The sequence below is a fragment of the Herbaspirillum rubrisubalbicans genome (assembly GCF_003719195.1).
Taxonomy (GTDB): Bacteria; Pseudomonadota; Gammaproteobacteria; order Burkholderiales; family Burkholderiaceae_D; genus Herbaspirillum; species Herbaspirillum rubrisubalbicans.
The window spans coordinates 2285178-2303019 of record NZ_CP024996.1 but is presented as its reverse complement, the minus strand read 5'-3'; the positions used below and the strand labels follow the sequence as shown (position 1 = coordinate 2303019).

Sequence of the window (17842 nt, the reverse complement as noted above, 5' to 3'; positions counted from 1 at the left end):
TCAATATGAAGTGGCTTGAAACCGGATGAAATCGTTGATTCCATGACTTCATAGTAGGCCTGCAGGAGCGGAGCAACAATGTCTTATATAAGATATCTGTAAAATTTTTATACGAATAAAATCAGTTACTTACACTCTTCTTTTTGCGATACGAAACAAAAATCCAGAGAATGAAAAAGATTTTTGATGCAGCGCACTGGCGTTTTTCATGATGCGAAATGAAGATTTCGTATCGTAAAATATCGCCTAAATGAAACCTCTCGCAGCGTGATCGTTCATATGAACACTGCCACGAATGACGCCTGATCCTCATCCGTGTAGCGGGCCGCGACAGGAAATTCGCTTTTTTCTTCATCCCGCAGCTGGTTGAACTGCTTTTCCAGGTCGGGTTGTTTAATCTGCAAAGAAGGCAGAGAATAAGCCCCTAACTAATTATTAAGCGGCGATGCAACGCCGCCCCTGTCTACATGCATTACGCCCTGGACATTCGCACTTTCCTCTTCAGTCATTATTTCTATACGGGTGTGCGGATCGCAATCGGGGTAGTCGGCCTGACCCTGCTGGTGTTCAACGTGGCCGACATGACCACCACCATGACGGTCTTCCTCGGTGCGCTCTGTACCAGCCTGATGGACCTGCCCAGCCCGCTGCGCCACAAATTCAATGAAATGCTGGCCGGCGTGCTGCTCTGTACCCTGGTCATGCTCATCATCAGCTTGTGCGCACCGGTGCCCTGGCTGCTCAGCGCCATGATGGTGGTGGTCAGCTTCTTTGCCAGCATGATGGTGGTCTATGGCAAGAAGACCATGCCGCTGCAGTTCGCCGCACTCATGGTGATGACCCTGTCGATGGAAAACCAGGTGCCCATTGCCGACGCCTTCCTGCACGCCGCGCTGTTCCTGGGTGGCGGCCTGGGTTACCTGGCCTATTCGATGGCGGTATCGTGGTTCCTGCGCCGGCGCATCAAGCAGCAGGTGCTGGCCGAGGCGCTCTTCGAACTGGCGCGCTACCTGCGCATCAAGGCCGATTTTTATGACGTCAAGCACGACCTGGCCAATCAGTTCAATCAGCTGGTGCGCCAGCAGATCGTGGTGGCCGACAAGCAGCAGGCCTCGCGCGACTTGATCCTGCGCGACCTGCACACCAAGCAGGATGGTTTGCTGGTGCAGGTGCATCTGTCGATGCTTGAGCTCTATGAACAGGTGCTCTCCACCCATGCTGACTACGCCTTCCTGCGGCAGCACTTCGGCGGCACCGATGTCATGATCTTCCTGCGCGACTTGGCCACCAAGGCGGCCCAGGACATCGAATCGATCGCCTATGCCGTCACCCGCAACAAGGCCTCCGAGCCCAGCGTAAACTACAAGGCCGAGCTGCGCGCGGTGCAGTTCGAGATCCGCGAACTGGCCCAGCCAGGCCCGCGACAAGCCTCCGAAGAAGCGCTCACCCTGCTGCGCGTGACCTACAACAAGATCCGCGACATCATCGAACTGATCGGCCAGGTGCACCAGGCCACACAAAATCCTGTGGACCCGCTGCCCATCCTGCCGGGCTCGGACATGACACCGTTCCTGACCCAGCAGAAGTTCAAGTTCAACATGCTGCTGGTGAACCTGCGCTGGCAGTCGCCGATCTTCCGCTTTGCCATCCGGGTGGCGCTGGCGGTGACGACCGGCCTGTGGATCGCCGGACACCTGCCCTACATGTCGCACGGCTATTGGATCGTGCTGACCATCGTCATCATCCTCAAGCCCAATTTCAGCGCCACCAAGCAGCGCATGGCCGACCGCCTCATCGGCACCCTCATCGGCTGCCTGATTACCTTGCTGATCCTGCGCTTCGTGCACAATCCACTGGGCCAGTTGGCGGTGCTGTTTGCCGCCAGCGTGGCCGCACCGGCCTTCACCTACATCAAGTACCGCTATACCGCCATCGCCGCCTCGGTGCAGATCCTGATGCTGTTGAACCTGCTGATGCCGGCCGGTCACCAGACCGTGATCGGCGAGCGGCTGATCGATACCATCATTGGCGTATTGATCGCCACTGTCTTCAGCTATGTGCTGCCAGCCTGGGAATACCGCGACCTGCCCAAGCTGCTGCGCAACGTACTCAAGGCCAGCCAGCGCTACCTGACCGCCAGCCGCGACATGCTGGAAGGCAAGGTCAAGGATGACTTCTTCTACCGGGTCTGCCGCAAGGGTTTCATGGACAGCCTGGCCGCACTGATCTCGGCGCTGGTGCGCATGATGGATGAACCAGCCACCAAGCAGCGCGCCGTGCGCGAACTGAATCGCTTCATCGTCCAGAACTATCTGGTGGCGGCCCACATTGCCGCCCTGCGCCTGATGCTGCGGCGCCATCAGGACAACATGCCCGAGGCTGCGGTGGCCAGACTGATCGAGGAAACCTACCTGGAAGCCAGCCAGCACCTGGCCGAAGCCCAGCGCCTGCTGACACCCCAGCCGAAAAAGCGCAGCGGCGCCGTCACGGTGTCACCCACCGCACCAGAAGACAAAGCCATCTCGGGCAAGATCGAACTGATCGGCCCGGTCGCACCCGAGCCGATGGCGGCCGAAGCCAGCGCCTGGTCAGGCTGGGACAACCTGCGCCGCCGCACCAGCCTGCTGAACCAGGATCTGAAGGAAATTGTCATCCAGACCGCGGCCATCGACCAGGTGCTGCGCAAAGCGCCGGATTGAGCGGCCTGCAGCCGCCCAAACAAAAGCCCGCTCGCGGCGGGCTGGAAAGATGAGGCTGAAGGTGAAGCAAAACGCTCAAAGCGGCGTGCGCGAGACCAGCACTCCATCCACATCGGCATAGATCCAGTCACCTGGATGCACCGCCACCCCGGCAATACCGACCTTGATATCGGCATCGCCCGCGCCCTTGCGGAAGCTGCGCTGCGGATGGGTGGCCAGCGCCCGGATACCGACCTCGCAGGCATTCAATTCGGCCGCATCGCGCACACAACCATTGACCAGGATGCCGGCCCAGCCATTGTCCTGCGCCAGTTGCGCCAGATTGCCCCCCACCAGCGCGCAGCGCAGGCTGCCGCCGCCATCGACCACCAGCACCTGGCCATGGCCGGGCGTCTCCAGGGTGGCGCGCACCATCACGTTATCCTCGAATACCTTCAAGGTCTTGGCCGGGCCGGCGAAGGCCTGCTTGCGGCCGAAGCTGGCGAAGATGGGCGGCAGGACGTGCAGCGTGCCCGCGGCCAGCTTGTCTTCGTTGGTGTCGCACAGGTCACAAGTGGCAAAGGATGCAGGGGTCATGATGGCTCCGAATAGGCTTGAGGGGATGATCTGCAACGCCTCACACCGACAGGATGCGGTGCAGGCGCTTCTGGTCGAACATGCGTGAGTCGGCTACCCGCAGCAGGGTTTCCACATCCAGCCCGTCATCCGGGTAGAGCGACACACCTACCGAGGCATCGACCGTGTATTGCTGACCATCGCGGCCTGCGATGGGCTTGTTGACGGCGTGGCGGATCTTGTCGCCGATGCTGCGCGCCACCTCCACCTCGGTCACGCCATGCAGGTAGACCACGAATTCATCACCGCCGAAACGCGCCACGGAATCGTCGTGCCGCAGGCTGTGCTGCAAACGTTCGGCGATGGTGATCAAAACCTTGTCGCCTTCATCGTGACCGTATTCATCATTGACCGCCTTGAAGCGGTCGAGGTCGATGAAGAGCAAGGCAAAGTGCAGCGGCACGGCCTGCGAACTGTTGCGGCGGCGGAAATCGATCTGCGCGATCAAGGAATCGCGGTTGAGCACATTGGTCAGGCGATCAGTGCGCAGGTTGCGTTCCATCTCCACAAAGCTTTGTGCCAACTGGCCGATTTCATCGTTACGGTCAATGTTAAGCGTGGGGAAGGGACTGCCGTTGCCGATGCTCTTGGCCGCCAGCGTAAGCTTGCGGATGTCGCGCAGCACCCAGCGCAGCAGCAGCAAGCCGATCACGAAGCTCAGGCCCACGGCCAGCAAGCCCAGTATCAGGGTCTGGTAGACGCCACTGGTGACCGAGCCCAGGAAGTCAGAACGTGGTGCTGCGCTGATGGCCAGCCACTCCAGTCCGGCCGGATCGCGATGCAGGCGGAAGGCCACCTCGATCTTGCTGCCCTGGCTGCGCGCGCCCAGCAGCACGAGCCTGTCCGGCACGGCCTGGTGCGTGGCCAGGTAACTTTGTACTTCCTCGAAGGCTTGCTGCACCAAGGGCGAGGTGCTACGGCCAGCATTGAGGCGCATGGGTTCACTACCCTGCTCGCCGGCCTGGTAAATGGGCTCATTGAGGGAGGTGGCGATCATGTCGCCCTGTAGTTCGGTGACGAAGGCCACGCCATGCGTGCTCTGCGGCACCTGGCGCAACAGTGCGCCCAGTTGCTGCAAGCCGATGCTGCTATTGGCTACGCCCAGCAGCGTGCCATCGGCATCGAAAATGGGCTTGGAGAGATTGATGCCGACGATGTTCTTGACGCGGTAATCGATGTAGACCGGCGACCAGGTTTCGTGACCTTGCTTGACCGCCTGCTCGTACCAGGGACGCTTGCGCGGTTCGTAGTCCTGCACGGCGACCAGCTTCATCTCGGTGCCGGGGCCGCGCAGGTAATAGACGTAGTTCTTTTGCCCCGGCTCGCGCACGCTATACATGAAGACATTGGGCTGTTCCTGCTTGATGCCCAGGAAGCTGCCGTCGACGCCACCGAAATAGACATAGCTGGGTTCATCGAAGAGCGAGTTGGCCAGCCACAGGCGATCTTCGAGCTCCTTGCGGCTCTTGGGGAAAGGCAGCAGGGCGGGGGCCTGGCCGACCTCCACCGGCGGCACCGGCCGCGGCGCGATCACGTTGAGGGTTTCCCGCGCGCCTTGGGTCTGGCGGTCGATGGCCTGGCTCACGCGCCCCATCACCTCGGTCAAGGCATTGCGCGCCAAGACCTCGGTGGCATCGTCACCGGCGCGATAGAGGAACCAGCCGATGGTCAACACCAGGCAGACCATGAGGAAGATGAACGGCAGGATGAATAGCCGCTGCAAGGACGATTGCTTCAGAATCGCCCCCTTCTGCTCTTGCTGACACGTTGACCGCACATTGCGAATATGACCATGTATTCCTTGCTGCCAGGCAATCTTGCCCAGTTCCGGCAATTTGCCGCACAGGCCGTAGCCCTGGATCAATGGCGCACCGACGTTATTGGTTCTGGCGCGTCCCCCTTGGATGATGTAAATATCACATTCGCCCTGTCTTGGGGAGCGTTTTTTGCAACGCGGCGGAGGATAGACCGACAGAGCAGCAGTTCAAGAGCCGCGCCGAGCTTGGACTAGTGAAAATCCGATCATCACTTTGATTGTATTGCAACTTTTCTGAACCAAGGTTCAGGAGTGCTGACGAAAACTGGATCGTGTTGCCACAAAAGACATAAAAAAGCGGCGACGCATGAACACATGCGCCGCCGCCCTACCACGCCATTGACTGGCTGGTGTTGCTGGTATTACTTGCTGAAAGCCAACTGCCCGTTCTGCACATCCACCTGCACCACATCCTTGGGCCCGAACTTGCCGGCCAGGATTTGCTTGGACAGCGGATTCTCGATCTCCTGCTGGATGGCGCGCTTGAGCGGACGGGCCCCATAGACCGGATCGAACCCGGCCTCGGCGATCTTCTGCAGACCTGCTTCGCTGATCTGCAAGCCGATTTCCAGTTTGGCCAGGCGTTGCTCCAGGATGCGTAACTGGATCTTGGCGATGGCGCCGATGTTCTTGGCATCCAACGCGTGGAACACCACGATTTCATCGACCCGGTTGATGAATTCCGGGCGGAAGTGGGTGCGCACCTCGGCCATGACTGCCAGCTTCACCAGCGCCGGATCGCTGTCTTCCATGCTCTGGATCTTGTGCGAACCCAGGTTGGAGGTCATCACGATCACCGTATTCTTGAAGTCCACGGTGCGGCCCTGGCCATCGGTCATACGGCCATCGTCCAGCACTTGCAGCAGTACGTTGAAGACATCCGGGTGCGCCTTCTCGATTTCATCGAGCAGGATCACGCTGTAGGGCTTGCGCCGCACCGCTTCGGTCAGGTAACCACCCTCTTCATAACCGACATAACCCGGGGGCGCCCCGATCAGACGGGCCACCGAATGCTTTTCCATGAATTCGCTCATGTCGATGCGGATCATGGCTTCTTCGGTATCGAAGAGATAGGAGGCCAGCGCCTTGCACAGCTCGGTCTTGCCCACGCCGGTGGGGCCCAGGAACATGAAAGAGCCATACGGCTTGCTGGGGTCGCCCAGACCCGCGCGGGAGCGACGGATGGCGTCGGAAACCGCCACGATGGCTTCGTCCTGGCCGACCACACGTTCATGCAGCACATCTTCCATATGAAGCAGTTTTTCACGCTCGCCCTGCATCATGCGCGATACGGGAATGCCGGTGGCGCGCGCCACGATCTCGGCGATCTCCTCGGCGCCCACCTGGGTGCGCACCAGCTTGGGCTTTTCGCTGACCACGCCGGCCGCATCCTTCTTGTTCTGCACCTCCAGCGCAGCTTCCAGCTCGGCCAGCTTGCCGTACTTCAGTTCCGAGACCTTCTGCCAGTCGCTCTTGCGGGTGGCCTCTTCCATCTGCAGGCGCACCTTCTCGATTTCTTCCTTCAATTGCTGGCCGCCCTGGGCAGTCGATTTCTCGGCCTTCCAGATTTCTTCCAGGTCGGCATATTCGCGCTCCAGTTTTTCAATCTCTTCCTCGATCAATTGCAGGCGCTTCTGCGAGGCTTCGTCCTTCTCGCGCTTGACGGCTTCGCGCTCGATCTTCAGCTGGATCAGGCGACGGTCGAGCTTGTCCATCACTTCCGGCTTGGAGTCGATCTCGATCTTGATCTTCGAAGCAGCTTCGTCGATCAGGTCGATGGCCTTGTCCGGCAGGAAGCGGTCGGTAATGTAACGATGCGACAGCTCGGCGGCGGCCACGATGGCCGGGTCGGTGATGTCCACACCGTGGTGCACTTCATACTTTTCCTGCAGGCCGCGCAGGATGGCGATGGTCGCTTCCACGCTGGGCTCATCGACCAGAATCTTCTGGAAGCGGCGTTCCAGGGCAGCATCCTTTTCGATGTACTGACGGTATTCGTCCAGGGTGGTGGCGCCCACGCAATGCAGTTCGCCGCGTGCCAAGGCTGGCTTCAACATGTTGCCTGCATCCATGGCGCCTTCGGCCTTGCCGGCACCGACCATGGTGTGCAGCTCATCGATGAAGACGATGGTCTGGCCTTCGTCCTGGGCGATTTCCTTCAAGACCGCCTTGAGGCGTTCCTCGAATTCACCGCGATACTTGGCACCGGCCAAGAGCGCTGCCATGTCCAGCGACAGTACGCGCTTGGACTTGAGGCTGTCCGGCACTTCGCCATTGACGATGCGCTGGGCCAGGCCTTCGACGATGGCAGTCTTGCCCACGCCGGGTTCTCCGATCAAGACCGGATTGTTCTTGCTGCGCCGTTGCAGCACCTGGATGGCGCGGCGGATTTCATCGTCACGGCCGATCACCGGATCGAGCTTGCCGGCACGGGCGCGCTCGGTCAGGTCCAGGGTGTATTTCTTCAAGGCTTCACGCTGGCCTTCATCTTGCTGCGAAGAGACCGAGGCGCCACCGCGCACGGCGGTGATGGCCGCTTCCAGCGACTTGCGGGTCAGCCCATTCTCGCGGGCGGCACGGCCGGCGTCGGACTTGTCGTCCACCAGGCCCAGCAGCACCATTTCGCTGGCCACGAACTGGTCGCCATGCTTTTGCGCTTCCTTGTCGGCCAGGTTGAGCAAGGCCACCAGCTCCCGGCCGACCTGCACTTCGCCGCCATTGCCGGAGACTTGCGGCAGTCGCTTCAGCGCGGCCTGCAAGGCGCTGATGAGACCGTTCACATTCACGCCGGCGCGCTGCAACAGCGAGCGTGCGCCGCCATCGTCTTGGTTCAGCAGCGCCAGGATCAGGTGAACCGGTTCAATGTATTGATTGTCGTGGCCGACCGCCTGGGATTGCGCGTCGGCCAGCGCTTCCTGCAATTTGGTAGTGAGTTTGTCGAGACGCATGATGGACTCCAATTATTCAATGCTATGAAAATTGGGACTGCCCTTTGATTTTCAAGCAATGATCATGCCGTCTGTTTTGATCTGCATCAGGTCGCTGGCAATGGTCATGCGACCAAGGCGCGATAACAGGCAAAGCCGGTCACGCACAGCACGATGGAGCCCAGCAGGTGCAAGCCGGAGTGGCCGATGGCCCACAGGTAGTCCCCCCGTTGCAGCAGGATCATGGCCTCGGCCGAGAAGGTCGAGAAGGTGGTCAGCCCGCCCAGGAAACCGGTGACAGCAAAGAGTCGCCATTCCGGCGGCAAGCCGGGATGTTCCTCGAAATAGGCCACCAGGAACCCGATCACGAAAGCACCGATCCAGTTGGCCGCCAGCGTGCCCAGCGGCACAAAGTGCCCGGCCACGTTCCACACCACCGAGATACGCCAGCGCAACCAGGCACCCAGCGTTGCTCCCATCCCTACGGCCAGCCATCCCATTGCGGTCTCCTTGATTGCCTTGATTGATTAGACCAGCGTCGCGCCGCGTGCAGCCAGTCCCTGCATTTCCTCGCGCAGGCTGCCCAGGCGTTCCAGCGCCTGATGGTCTTCCTGCAAGGTCTTGTCCACTGTTTCGTGCATCCAGTCTACCCAGGTGCTGATCTTGGCGTCCAGATACTGACGTGAAGGATACAGCGCATACACGCCCATGTTCTGCAAGCGATGCTGCGGCAACACCCGCACGATGGTCCCCGCGCGCAAAGCATCCACGGCCGAATAGATCGGCAGCACGCCGATCCCCATGCCTTCGCGCACGGCGGTGAGCATGGCTTCGGCCACGTTGACCTGGAAATAGCTCTTCACGGCGATTACCGACGCCCCCTCCGGCCCCTCCAGCGCCCATTCGTCCAACGGGGAAATAGGGCTCACCAACTGCAGGCAGGAATGATGGAGCAGATCGGCCGGCTGCTGCGGTACCCCGTATTTATCCAGGTAGGCCGGGGCCGCACACAACATGCTGAAGGTGGTACCGAGCTGGCGGTAGATCAGGCCGGAATCGGGCAATTCACGCGCCAGCACCAGCGAGACGTCGTAGCCCTCTTCCAGCATGTCGGGAATGCGCTGGGCCAACGTCAACTCCACCGCCACATCCGGGTAACGTTTGTGATAGCCCGAAATGGAGGGAATCACGTAGCGCTGGCCGAAGCTGGTCATGGCATGGATGCGCAGGCGCCCGGACGGCTTGACGTAGGCCGCACTGGCCTCGGCCTCGGCCTCATCAACATAGGACATGATCTGCTGGCAACGCAGCAAATAACGTTCGCCCGCCTCGGTCAGGGCAATGCGGCGCGTGGTACGGTTCATCAGGCGGGTCCGCAGGTGGCGCTCCAGATCAGCCACCGCGCGCGAGACATGGGCCGTAGTCAAGCCCATCTGCTGGGCCGCCTGGGTAAAACTGCCAGCCTCGACCACACGCGTGAAGACGCGCATGTTTTGCAGGGTATCCATTGGTTTCCTATGACTAATACAACCAAGAATTACAACTAAAAAGTACAACTCAATGCGAAGGCCTGGATCAGACATTGAGCTATTGCAAGCGTCCAGGCGCAATGCCCGATGAGAGCATTGTTACCCAGATTGGTGCAATCATTATTGCTTATATAGAGATAAATAATTGCGAAATACCGGATTTTTTCGAAAATAATTACAAAATAGAATACATCCCTTCTGATATTTGCATATTTGGGGGTAATTCCATGAAACGTATTGCCTTCTCCACGTTACCGGCGCTGACCGTCATTGCGCTTTCGCTGACAATGGCTGGCTGCGCCGACCAGGGTGGTATAAAGCCGCAAGCCCAGGTGCGCGACGTTGCCGTGCTCGACGCCGGCCAGGCCATCCGCCAGACTGCCAGCGAAGCCGGCTGGCCGCAACGCACCTGGTGGCAGGTGTATGGCGATACGCAACTGGATCAACTGGTCAAGCGCGCCGTGGCCGGCAACCCCAGCATGGCAGTGGCCGCAGCCCGTGTGCGCCAGGCCCAGTCCATGGCGGTGGTGGCCCATGCCGGCGAATTGCCCAATGCCCAGCTGGATGTGGCGGTAGGCCGCAAGGACTGGTCCGACAACGTCTATTACGGCGCCGCCTTCCGCGACAAACTGACCTGGAACAACACCGCCACGCTGGGCCTGTCCTATAACGTCGACCTGTGGGACCGCAACAAGAACACCACCCTGCGCGCCCAGGATGAAATGCACGCGGTCGCCGCCGACGCCCGTGCCGCGCAGCTCGACCTGGAAGGCAACGTGGTGCGCACCTATGTGCAGTTGGCCCTGCAATACGGCTTGCTGGACAACACCGAAGCCATGCTCAAGGAAGAGCAGAAGATTCTCGACCTGGCCCGCCGCCGCTTCAATGGTGGCCTCGGCACCCAATTGGACATTACCCAGGCCGAAGCCCCTTTGCCGGAAACCCGGCGCCAGATCGAAGCCCTGCAGGAAAACATCGCGTTGATCCGCAACCAGTTGGCGGCCCTGCTGGGTGAAGGCCCGGGCGCGGCCGACGGCGTCACGCGCCCCGGCATGGCCCTGCATACCGCCATCGGCCTGCCCAGCGCCCTGCCGGCCGACCTGGTGGGCCGCCGCCCCGATATCAGCGCCGCACGCTGGCGCGTGGAAGCCGCCGCCAAGGGCATTTCGGTGGCCAAGGCGGCCTTCTACCCCAACCTCAACTTGCTGGCCGGCATCGGCCCGGCCGCCGCTGGTGGTGGCTTGTTCTCCTTCCTCTCGGCGCCCAACCTGCAGACCACTTACGGCCCGGCCATCTCGCTGCCGATCTTCGAAGGTGGCCGCCTGCGTGGCCAACTGGGTGCGGCCAGCGCCGGCTACGACATCGAGGTGGAGCACTACAATGCCTTGCTGTCGCAAGCCTTGAAGGGCATCTCCGACCAGGTTGTCACGCTGCAATCGGTGGCGCGCCAGCAACAGCAGGCGCAAGAATCGGTGCGCGCCGCGCAAAAGAGCGTGGACATCGCCACCCGCGCCTACCAGCGAGGCCTAACCGACTACCTCAATGTCTTGCACGCGCAGACCCAATGGCTGCGCCAGCAACAGATCGTGCAGCAATTGCAGGCCCAGCGCCTGGCGGCCTATGCGGCCTTGCAAACGGCACTGGGGGGTGGCATGGACAATGGCCCTGAGACGCCCAGCGCTGCCGCAACCACGGCAGCCGAGCCGGCCAAGGTAGCGGCGCGATGACTACCCCTACCCTGCCCCTCAAGGCCCAGCTACGCGAAGCCGCCAGCGACTGGTGGCGCAGCGAAGCACCGACCTGGGTATATGTCTTCAAGATGGTCTTCGCCGGTCTGCTGGCGCTGGGCATCGGCTACGGACTGGACCTGGAGTCGCCGCGCTCGGCGCTCATCACGGTGTTCATCGTCATGCAGCCGCAAAGCGGCATGATCCTGGCCAAGAGCTTCTACCGGGTCATCGGCACCCTGGTCGGCTCGGCGGCCATCGTGCTCTTCGTCGACCTGTTTGCACAGACGCCCGAACTGTTCCTGCTGGCCTCGGCCTTGTGGATCGGCCTGTGTACGGTGGGCTCGGCGCACTACCGTAACTTCCGCTCGTATGGCTTCGTGCTGTCGGGCTACACGGTGGCACTGATCGGCCTGCCAGCCGCCCTGCATCCGGCCACCACCTTCGACTCGGTGATGACACGGGTCACCGAGATCATGGTCGGCATCGTCTGCGTGGGTCTGGTCAGTGCGCTGGTGTTCCCGCAGGCCAGCGCGCCCAGCCTGGTGCGCATCATCCGCGGCCGCTTCACGGCCTTCGTCGACCTGGTCAGCGCCACTCTGGGCGGCACTGCCGACCGCCAGCAACTGGAAGCCACCAATGCTCGCTTCGTGGGCGACATCATCGGTCTGGAAGCCCTGCGCAGCGCAGCCATCTTCGAAGACCCGGAAGTGCGCGTGCGCAGTGGTCGCCTGACCCGCATGAATAGCGAATTCATGGCCTTGTCCACGCGCGTGCACGCCTTGCACCAATTGATGAACCGCCTGCACGCCAACCCGGCCCCCAGTGCACAGGTAGTGATCGCAGCGATCTCGCCCTACTTCCGCCAAGTGCAGCCGCTGCTCACCCGCGCCAGCGGCGAGCCGGTCATGAGTGCAGTCGATGCCGCCGACGCCGCCTTGAAGCTGGACGCCTTCAAGCACGAACTGCCGCGCCGGGTGCGCGCCACCCGTGGCACGCTGGCCGACCAGTGCCAGAGCGACAGCGCCCTGCTGGACTTCGATACCGCCTCCGAGCTGCTCTACCGCGTCATCGAGGAACTGCACGCCTACACCCTGACCTATGCCTCGTTGAACCAGCGCCACCACGAGCGCGAGCAATGGGAACACTCCTACGCTCCCAAGACCAGCATGACCACCGCGCTCATCGCCGGTGCCCGTGCCGCCCTCGTCATGTTGGGCCTGTCGGCGTTCTGGATCGCCAGCGGCTGGCCCAGCGGCGACGTGGCCGTGCTCAACGCCGCGGCCTTCTGCGCCATCACCTCGGCCGCCCCCGACCCGGCCAAGGCCACGCGCACGGTCGTCATCGGCGTACTCTTTGCGGCGGTGGCGGGCTACATCTATACCTTCCACATCCTGCCGCGCCTGGATGGCTATTGGATGCTGGCCAGCGCCTTGACGCCGGTGCTGATGCTGGCGGTGTTGCTGACCACCAAACCCAAATGGGCCGGTCATGGCCTGGGGATATGCATTTTCTTCCCCTTCCTGGCGGTGCCGGACAACTTTGCCCATTTCAATGCTGCCGGCTACATCAATGAATCAGTAGCCCTGGTGGTGTCACTGCTGGTCACGGCCGTGGCCTTCATGGTGCTGTTGCCGCCCACCACCGACTGGACCGTGCGGGTGCTGGAGAAGCAGTTGCGCAAGCAGGTAGTGGATGCCTGCTTCGGCAAGCTAGGCCATCTGGCCCTGAAGTTCGAAAGCGGCACGCGCGACCTGATGCACCAGATCACGCTCTTTACCGGCAGCCGCCCGCTGCTGCGGCAGAAGGCGCTGGGCTGGATGTTTGCCACGCTGGAAGTGGGACACGCCATCATCGAACTGCGCACCGAACTGCATGGCATTCGTACTGAAACCCCGGATTTGTTGCCAGCCTCCGCCTATGCCGCCCTGAACCGTCTGCGCCAGACCATTCCGGCGCTCTTTGCCGAGCCCTCGGTGGCGACGCTGGAGGCAGCCCTGGCAGCCAACGACGCCACTATCGTCGAAGTCCAGACCACCATCGGCCCGCACTACCGCGAACGCAGCGAACGCCATCGCCTGCAACGCACCTTGAGTTACCTGCATTTCATCCGTACCGCCCTGCTCGATGAACAATCGCCGCTGCATACCATGCGCGCGGGCGGGGCCAAGACCAACACAACGGGAGCGCACCATGCCACGTGAGATTTCCTTCTTCGACGCCTACATCCCGACGGTGCTGCTGCTGGCCATCGGCGCGGCTGTCATCGCCATGCTGGCCGACCGCGTGCTGGTACGGCTGGGCTTCTACGAACTGACCTGGCACCCGGCACTGTTCAGGGTCAGCCTGTTCGTCTGCCTGGCGGCCTTGCTGGGGCTGGCGGTCTATCGCTGAAGCGGCGCCTGCCTGCCCCACCCAATCGCTTACGAAAAGATAAAGAAACATTCAGGAGTAGTTCATCATGCCGGTCAAATCGATTTTCCGTGTCCTCATCACCTTGGTGATTTTCCTTGTGGCCATCCTGCTGGCCTGGAGCCTGTGGCAGCACTACATGCATTCGCCCTGGACCCGTGACGGCCGCGTGCGTGCCGACGTGGTCAACATCGCGCCCGATGTCTCGGGCCAGGTGGTGGCCCTGCCGGTGCGCGACAACCAGTTGGTCAAGAAAGGCGATCTGCTGATGGAAATCGACCCGGCCCGCTATACGCTGGCGCTGCAGCAGGCTGAAGCCGCCGTGACCGCCCGCAAGGCCGATCTGGAGGTACGCAAGGCCGAAGTGGAAGCCCGTCGCGCCGACCTGAACATGCGCCGCGCCCAGGCACGCCGCCGTGCCGACGTCGATGCGCTGGTGGTCTCGCGCGAAGCGCGGGAAGACGCCGGCAGTCAGGTCACCGCCTCGCAAGCCCAGCTGGAAGCCGCCCAGGCCCAACTGCAAGGCGCCCAGGCGCAATATCAGGCCGCCCTGTCGCAACGCGATACGGCCAAGCTGAACCTGGAACGCACCAAGGTGTTTTCACCGGTGGATGGCTACATCACCAACCTGAACGTGCGCCGTGGCGACTATGCGACCGCAGGCGCGGCCAAGATCGCGGTGATCGACAGCCACTCCTTCTGGGTCTATGCCTATTTCGAGGAAACCAAGCTGCCGCTCTTGTCCATCGGCGACCATGCCAAGATCCAGTTGATCAACGGCGCCACCATGGAAGGACATGTCGACAGCATCGCTCGCGGCATCTACGACCGCGACAACCCGCAAAGCCGCGAACTGACCGCCGATGTGAATCCGACCTTCAACTGGGTGCGACTGGCCCAGCGCATCCCGGTGCGCATCCACCTGGACAAGGTGCCTGAGAACGTGCTGTTGGCTTCTGGTCTGACTTGTACGGTGGTGTTGGAGCCGGGCAGTGGCAAGCAGCAGGCTGTGGCCAAGAACTGATGGCCTGAAGAAACGAGATGGCAGAATGAGGCGACCTGGCAGCAGGTCGCCTTTTTCATGGGCGCTTGCGTGCAACTGCACCCACGCTCATGCCGACCGGCTTGAGCAGCTTCTCGGCGGTCGCCAGCGTGGGGCTGGATTCGCCCCGCTCGATGTCTTGCAGCGTGCGGGCGGAGACGCCGCACAGCTTGGCGTATTCGGCGATGGTCAGGCGCAAGGTGGTGCGAATCTTGCGGACCACGGCCGGGACCGGCAAGGTCGGATTGGCCGCCAGTTCATCGAAGAGTGCACGCCGCTCTTCCATTTGCTCAATGGCGCTCAGGGGCTTGAAACGTTTATCCATTCAGAGCGCCTCCAGCTGTGCCCGTACCTGCGCCACCGTAGTGGCAAGCGGGTCCAGGAAGGTCGGCTCGATCCCCAGGCTGCGACCGTAGTCCAACAGGTCAGTCAGTGGCCAAGCCATCTCACGCACGGCCGACTTCACCGGTCCCTGGTCGATCTGCGCAGCCTCGCACGCCTGCTCGATGGCGCTGGCCCATTGCGGGGAACCGCCGTCATCGCGCTCCCAGCGCATGCGGCGTGCAATGCCGTCAGGATGCAGCCACATCGGGGCAAAGTCGAACAGCGGCGTCAAGCCGATCTGTCCCTGCGCATCGCGCCGGATGGCGGTATTGCGGGCGTGATTGTCCTTGTTGCGCAGGACGATGTTGGCGATGTCGCGCTTCAGATATTCGATGATCTCGGTCACCGGATCGGTGGCAACCTCCCCTAGCCGGGCACAGGCGGCATTGTGCGTGGGCGTGGCCGCAAAGCCGGTGACGCCGCACAGGGAGGCGATGCTTTCCTGGGCATGGCGTAGCACCTGTGCACCCCGCACTTCGCGGTCGAACCGGGGAATGAACAAGGCCTTGCCGTGCAGTTCCAGCACAGCATGGACGTTCAGGCCCAGGTGAGCGGCCAGTTTCATATAGGGAGCCTCCAGCCGCAGAATATCGGCCAGGTCGGGATCGGGCCCACGCCCGAACTTGACGATGTAATGGCGTTCGGCCAGTTCATCGGGCAGGGCGTGATCCAGGTAGAACAAGCCATCACGGGCGCGGGTCAGCAGGATCTTGGGCCACTCGCCCTGTACCCCCGATGAGCCCGCCAGAAACAGGCCGTGCTGCGCCAGGTATTCGTTGAAGTCTTCCGAACGCGCAGCGATTTCTTCCACGGCGAAGCCACGCAACTGCGGCGCACTGCGCGCCTGCGCCCATTCCCAGGCTTCCAGCACGCGAATATTGCCGATGGGGTTGCCCGTGCCTGCACACAACAGTGGCCAATCCGCGCTGGCTTCGGTCCGTTCATCCAGACCCAGTTGCCGCAACAGCTCGCCACGGCCGTAACCTTGCGGCAGCAGGTCGATCAGGCAAGCCGGCCAGCGCGCTTCACTCAGGCTCTCAAAACTCACCGGCAGGTTCACCGACAAGGCGGCGGCATCGCGCCTGCCCATGTAATCGATGGAGTGCACGGCGTCATAGATGAAGTAAGTCGAGGCCGCCATGCCCAGCTCGACCGGCGCAGTCAACGACAACGCACCGGCCTGCCGCCAGGCCCCGTCGATATAAACTTGAAGTGTGCAAGAGGTCTTCATATACACATCATACTATCATTATTAGGCCGCAAATCCAGATCAATCATGATAGTTTAATGCGCAAGTAATTCCACACTAGTCCGCAAACACCTGCCACACCAACCACACGTTGGCCGCTGAAATGGCTACGAACAAACCCCAGGCCACGGCACTGACCCACCAGCGATTGACCAGATCGCCCATCAGATCGCGGCGGCTGGTAAGCCGAATCAGGGGATACATGGCAAAGGGCAATTGCAGCGACAGCACTACCTGGCTTGCCACCAGCAGCTTGCCCACGGAGTGCGGGCCCAGCGTCAAGACCCCGATCAACGCCGGCACCAGTGCCAGGGCGCGGGTGATGATGCGGCGCTGCCAGCAGGGAATCTTCAGCTTCAGGAAACCTTCCATGATGACCTGGCCGGCAATGGTGCCGGTGAAGGTCGAACTCTGGCCCGAGGCGAACAGCCCCACCCCAAACAGGATCGCCGCCAGCGCCGAGCCGGTGATCGGGTCCAGCAGGTGGTAGGCCTGGTCCAGCTCGGCCACCTGGGTATTGCCACTCTTGTGGAAGGCTGCCGCCGCCAGGATCAGGATGGTGGCGTTGATGACCATGGCGATGAGCAAGGAGACGGTGGTATCGACGCGGGTATAGCGCACCGCCTCCAGCAGCGAAGCCGGATCGCGCCGCACGCTGCGGGTCTGGACGATGGACGAATGCAGGTAGAGATTGTGCGGCATCACGGTGGCGCCGATGATGCCGATGGCCAGGTACAGCGGCTCGCGGCTGGAGATGGCCTGCAGCGAAGGCACGAAGCCCTGCATGACCTCCTGCCAGTCGGCCTTGACGAAGGCCAGTTGCGCCAGCAGGCAAGCGGCAATGGTGAGCACCAGCCCGAGGATGATGGCCTCTACCTGACGAAATCCCCTGCCCTTCAAACCCAGCACGATCAAGGTATCCAGCGCGGTCAGCAAGACCCCTACCGGCAAGGACACGCCCAGCAGCAGATTGAAGGCCAGTGCGCAGCCCAGCACCTCGGCCAGGTCGCAGGCGATGATGGACAGTTCAGCCAGCACCCACATGCCCTTGCCCACTGCCGGGGGATAGTGTTGGCGCGAATGCACCGCCAGATCCTTGCCAGTCGCAATACCCAGCCGGGCGCACAGGCATTGCAGCACGATGGCCGCCAGGCTGGAGAGCATCACCACGAACAGCAACTGGTAGCCGAACTGCGAACCGGCCTGGATGGACGTAGCCCAGTTGCCGGGGTCCATGTAGCCGATCGAGACCAGCAGCCCCGGGCCGACATAGATGCGCAACTTCTGCCAGACCGAGGCAGTGGGTGGGACCGGGACCGAGCCCGAGACTTCGGAGGGACAGAACGGCGCGGTGGCCGTGGTGGGCAAACCCGGAATGCGCGGGAAGCGGAAGGTGAATGGCAAGACGGTTTCCCCTGTATAGGCTAGGCCGGTAATGGCGC

At 61.9% G+C, this 17842-nt stretch carries 13 protein-coding genes; 5 read left to right on the top strand and 8 right to left on the bottom strand.

What is annotated here, in order from left to right; genetic code table 11:
* Positions 1-467: 467 nt before the first annotated feature.
* On the top strand, positions 468-2699 hold the full coding sequence (locus tag RC54_RS10360) for an FUSC family membrane protein (RefSeq protein ID WP_061788823.1): 2232 nt from the start codon (positions 468-470) through the stop codon (positions 2697-2699).
* Positions 2700-2774: 75 nt separating this feature from the next.
* Here RC54_RS10360 and rraA read toward each other — a convergent pair whose 3' ends face one another.
* From rraA to RC54_RS10335, 5 genes are all read right to left on the bottom strand, one after another.
* On the bottom strand, positions 2775-3275 hold the full coding sequence (gene rraA, locus RC54_RS10355) for a ribonuclease E activity regulator RraA (protein ID WP_061788822.1): 501 nt from the start codon (positions 3273-3275) through the stop codon (positions 2775-2777).
* A gap of 40 nt (positions 3276-3315) precedes the next feature.
* The gene (locus RC54_RS10350) at positions 3316-5037 is read right to left on the bottom strand and encodes a diguanylate cyclase (protein ID WP_058895248.1); all 1722 of its coding nucleotides are present in this window, start codon (positions 5035-5037) and stop codon (positions 3316-3318) included.
* 455 nt (positions 5038-5492) lie between these two features.
* Positions 5493-8078: an ATP-dependent chaperone ClpB gene (clpB, locus tag RC54_RS10345; protein ID WP_058895247.1), complete on the bottom strand. Its 2586-nt coding sequence runs from the start codon at positions 8076-8078 to the stop codon at positions 5493-5495.
* Positions 8079-8182: 104 nt separating this feature from the next.
* Positions 8183-8557 (bottom strand): fluoride efflux transporter CrcB, encoded by a 375-nt coding sequence (crcB, locus tag RC54_RS10340; protein ID WP_058895246.1) that lies wholly within the window; start codon positions 8555-8557, stop codon positions 8183-8185.
* A 27-nt stretch (positions 8558-8584) separates the two neighbouring features.
* On the bottom strand, positions 8585-9565 hold the full coding sequence (locus RC54_RS10335; RefSeq protein ID WP_058895245.1) for a LysR family transcriptional regulator: 981 nt from the start codon (positions 9563-9565) through the stop codon (positions 8585-8587).
* A gap of 248 nt (positions 9566-9813) precedes the next feature.
* Here RC54_RS10335 and RC54_RS10330 point away from each other — a divergent pair, with 248 nt between their 5' ends.
* From RC54_RS10330 to RC54_RS10315, 4 genes are all read left to right on the top strand, one after another.
* Entirely contained in the window at positions 9814-11313 is a 1500-nt protein-coding gene (locus tag RC54_RS10330; protein WP_061788821.1) for an efflux transporter outer membrane subunit, read from the top strand.
* Positions 11310-13517, top strand: a complete 2208-nt coding sequence (locus RC54_RS10325; protein ID WP_061788820.1) for an FUSC family protein — start codon at positions 11310-11312, stop codon at positions 13515-13517. Before RC54_RS10330 ends, RC54_RS10325 begins: the two co-directional genes overlap by 4 nt.
* Positions 13507-13707, top strand: a complete 201-nt coding sequence (locus RC54_RS10320; RefSeq protein ID WP_017450990.1) for a DUF1656 domain-containing protein — start codon at positions 13507-13509, stop codon at positions 13705-13707. The genes RC54_RS10325 and RC54_RS10320 overlap by 11 nt, the downstream gene beginning before the upstream one ends.
* 67 nt (positions 13708-13774) lie before the next feature.
* Positions 13775-14749 (top strand): HlyD family secretion protein, encoded by a 975-nt coding sequence (locus tag RC54_RS10315; RefSeq protein ID WP_058895242.1) that lies wholly within the window; start codon positions 13775-13777, stop codon positions 14747-14749.
* A 55-nt stretch (positions 14750-14804) separates the two neighbouring features.
* Here RC54_RS10315 and RC54_RS10310 read toward each other — a convergent pair whose 3' ends face one another.
* The 3 genes from RC54_RS10310 to RC54_RS10300 all read right to left on the bottom strand — a co-directional run bounded on the left by RC54_RS10310 (position 14805) and on the right by RC54_RS10300 (position 17804).
* Complete coding sequence (locus RC54_RS10310; RefSeq protein WP_017450988.1) at positions 14805-15092, bottom strand: helix-turn-helix transcriptional regulator; 288 nt, start codon at positions 15090-15092, stop codon at positions 14805-14807.
* Positions 15093-16382 (bottom strand): type II toxin-antitoxin system HipA family toxin, encoded by a 1290-nt coding sequence (locus tag RC54_RS10305; RefSeq protein WP_061788819.1) that lies wholly within the window; start codon positions 16380-16382, stop codon positions 15093-15095.
* Positions 16383-16457: 75 nt separating this feature from the next.
* Positions 16458-17804: an Nramp family divalent metal transporter gene (locus tag RC54_RS10300; RefSeq protein WP_058895240.1), complete on the bottom strand. Its 1347-nt coding sequence runs from the start codon at positions 17802-17804 to the stop codon at positions 16458-16460.
* Positions 17805-17842: the final 38 nt, after the last annotated feature.

What these genes read in the sequence shown, in the direction of transcription:
- RC54_RS10320 (WP_017450990.1), top strand. Translation starts at nt 13,507, where the DNA reads ATGCCACGTGAGATTTCCTTCTTCGACGCCTACATCCCGACGGTGCTG.
- RC54_RS10360 (WP_061788823.1), top strand. Translation starts at nt 468, where the DNA reads ATGCATTACGCCCTGGACATTCGCACTTTCCTCTTCAGTCATTATTTC.
- RC54_RS10305 (WP_061788819.1), bottom strand. Translation starts at nt 16,382, where the DNA reads ATGAAGACCTCTTGCACACTTCAAGTTTATATCGACGGGGCCTGGCGG.
- RC54_RS10310 (WP_017450988.1), bottom strand. Translation starts at nt 15,092, where the DNA reads ATGGATAAACGTTTCAAGCCCCTGAGCGCCATTGAGCAAATGGAAGAG.
- RC54_RS10325 (WP_061788820.1), top strand. Translation starts at nt 11,310, where the DNA reads ATGACTACCCCTACCCTGCCCCTCAAGGCCCAGCTACGCGAAGCCGCC.
- RC54_RS10315 (WP_058895242.1), top strand. Translation starts at nt 13,775, where the DNA reads ATGCCGGTCAAATCGATTTTCCGTGTCCTCATCACCTTGGTGATTTTC.
- RC54_RS10335 (WP_058895245.1), bottom strand. Translation starts at nt 9,565, where the DNA reads ATGGATACCCTGCAAAACATGCGCGTCTTCACGCGTGTGGTCGAGGCT.
- rraA (WP_061788822.1), bottom strand. Translation starts at nt 3,275, where the DNA reads ATGACCCCTGCATCCTTTGCCACTTGTGACCTGTGCGACACCAACGAA.
- crcB (WP_058895246.1), bottom strand. Translation starts at nt 8,557, where the DNA reads ATGGGATGGCTGGCCGTAGGGATGGGAGCAACGCTGGGTGCCTGGTTG.
- RC54_RS10330 (WP_061788821.1), top strand. Translation starts at nt 9,814, where the DNA reads ATGAAACGTATTGCCTTCTCCACGTTACCGGCGCTGACCGTCATTGCG.
- clpB (WP_058895247.1), bottom strand. Translation starts at nt 8,078, where the DNA reads ATGCGTCTCGACAAACTCACTACCAAATTGCAGGAAGCGCTGGCCGAC.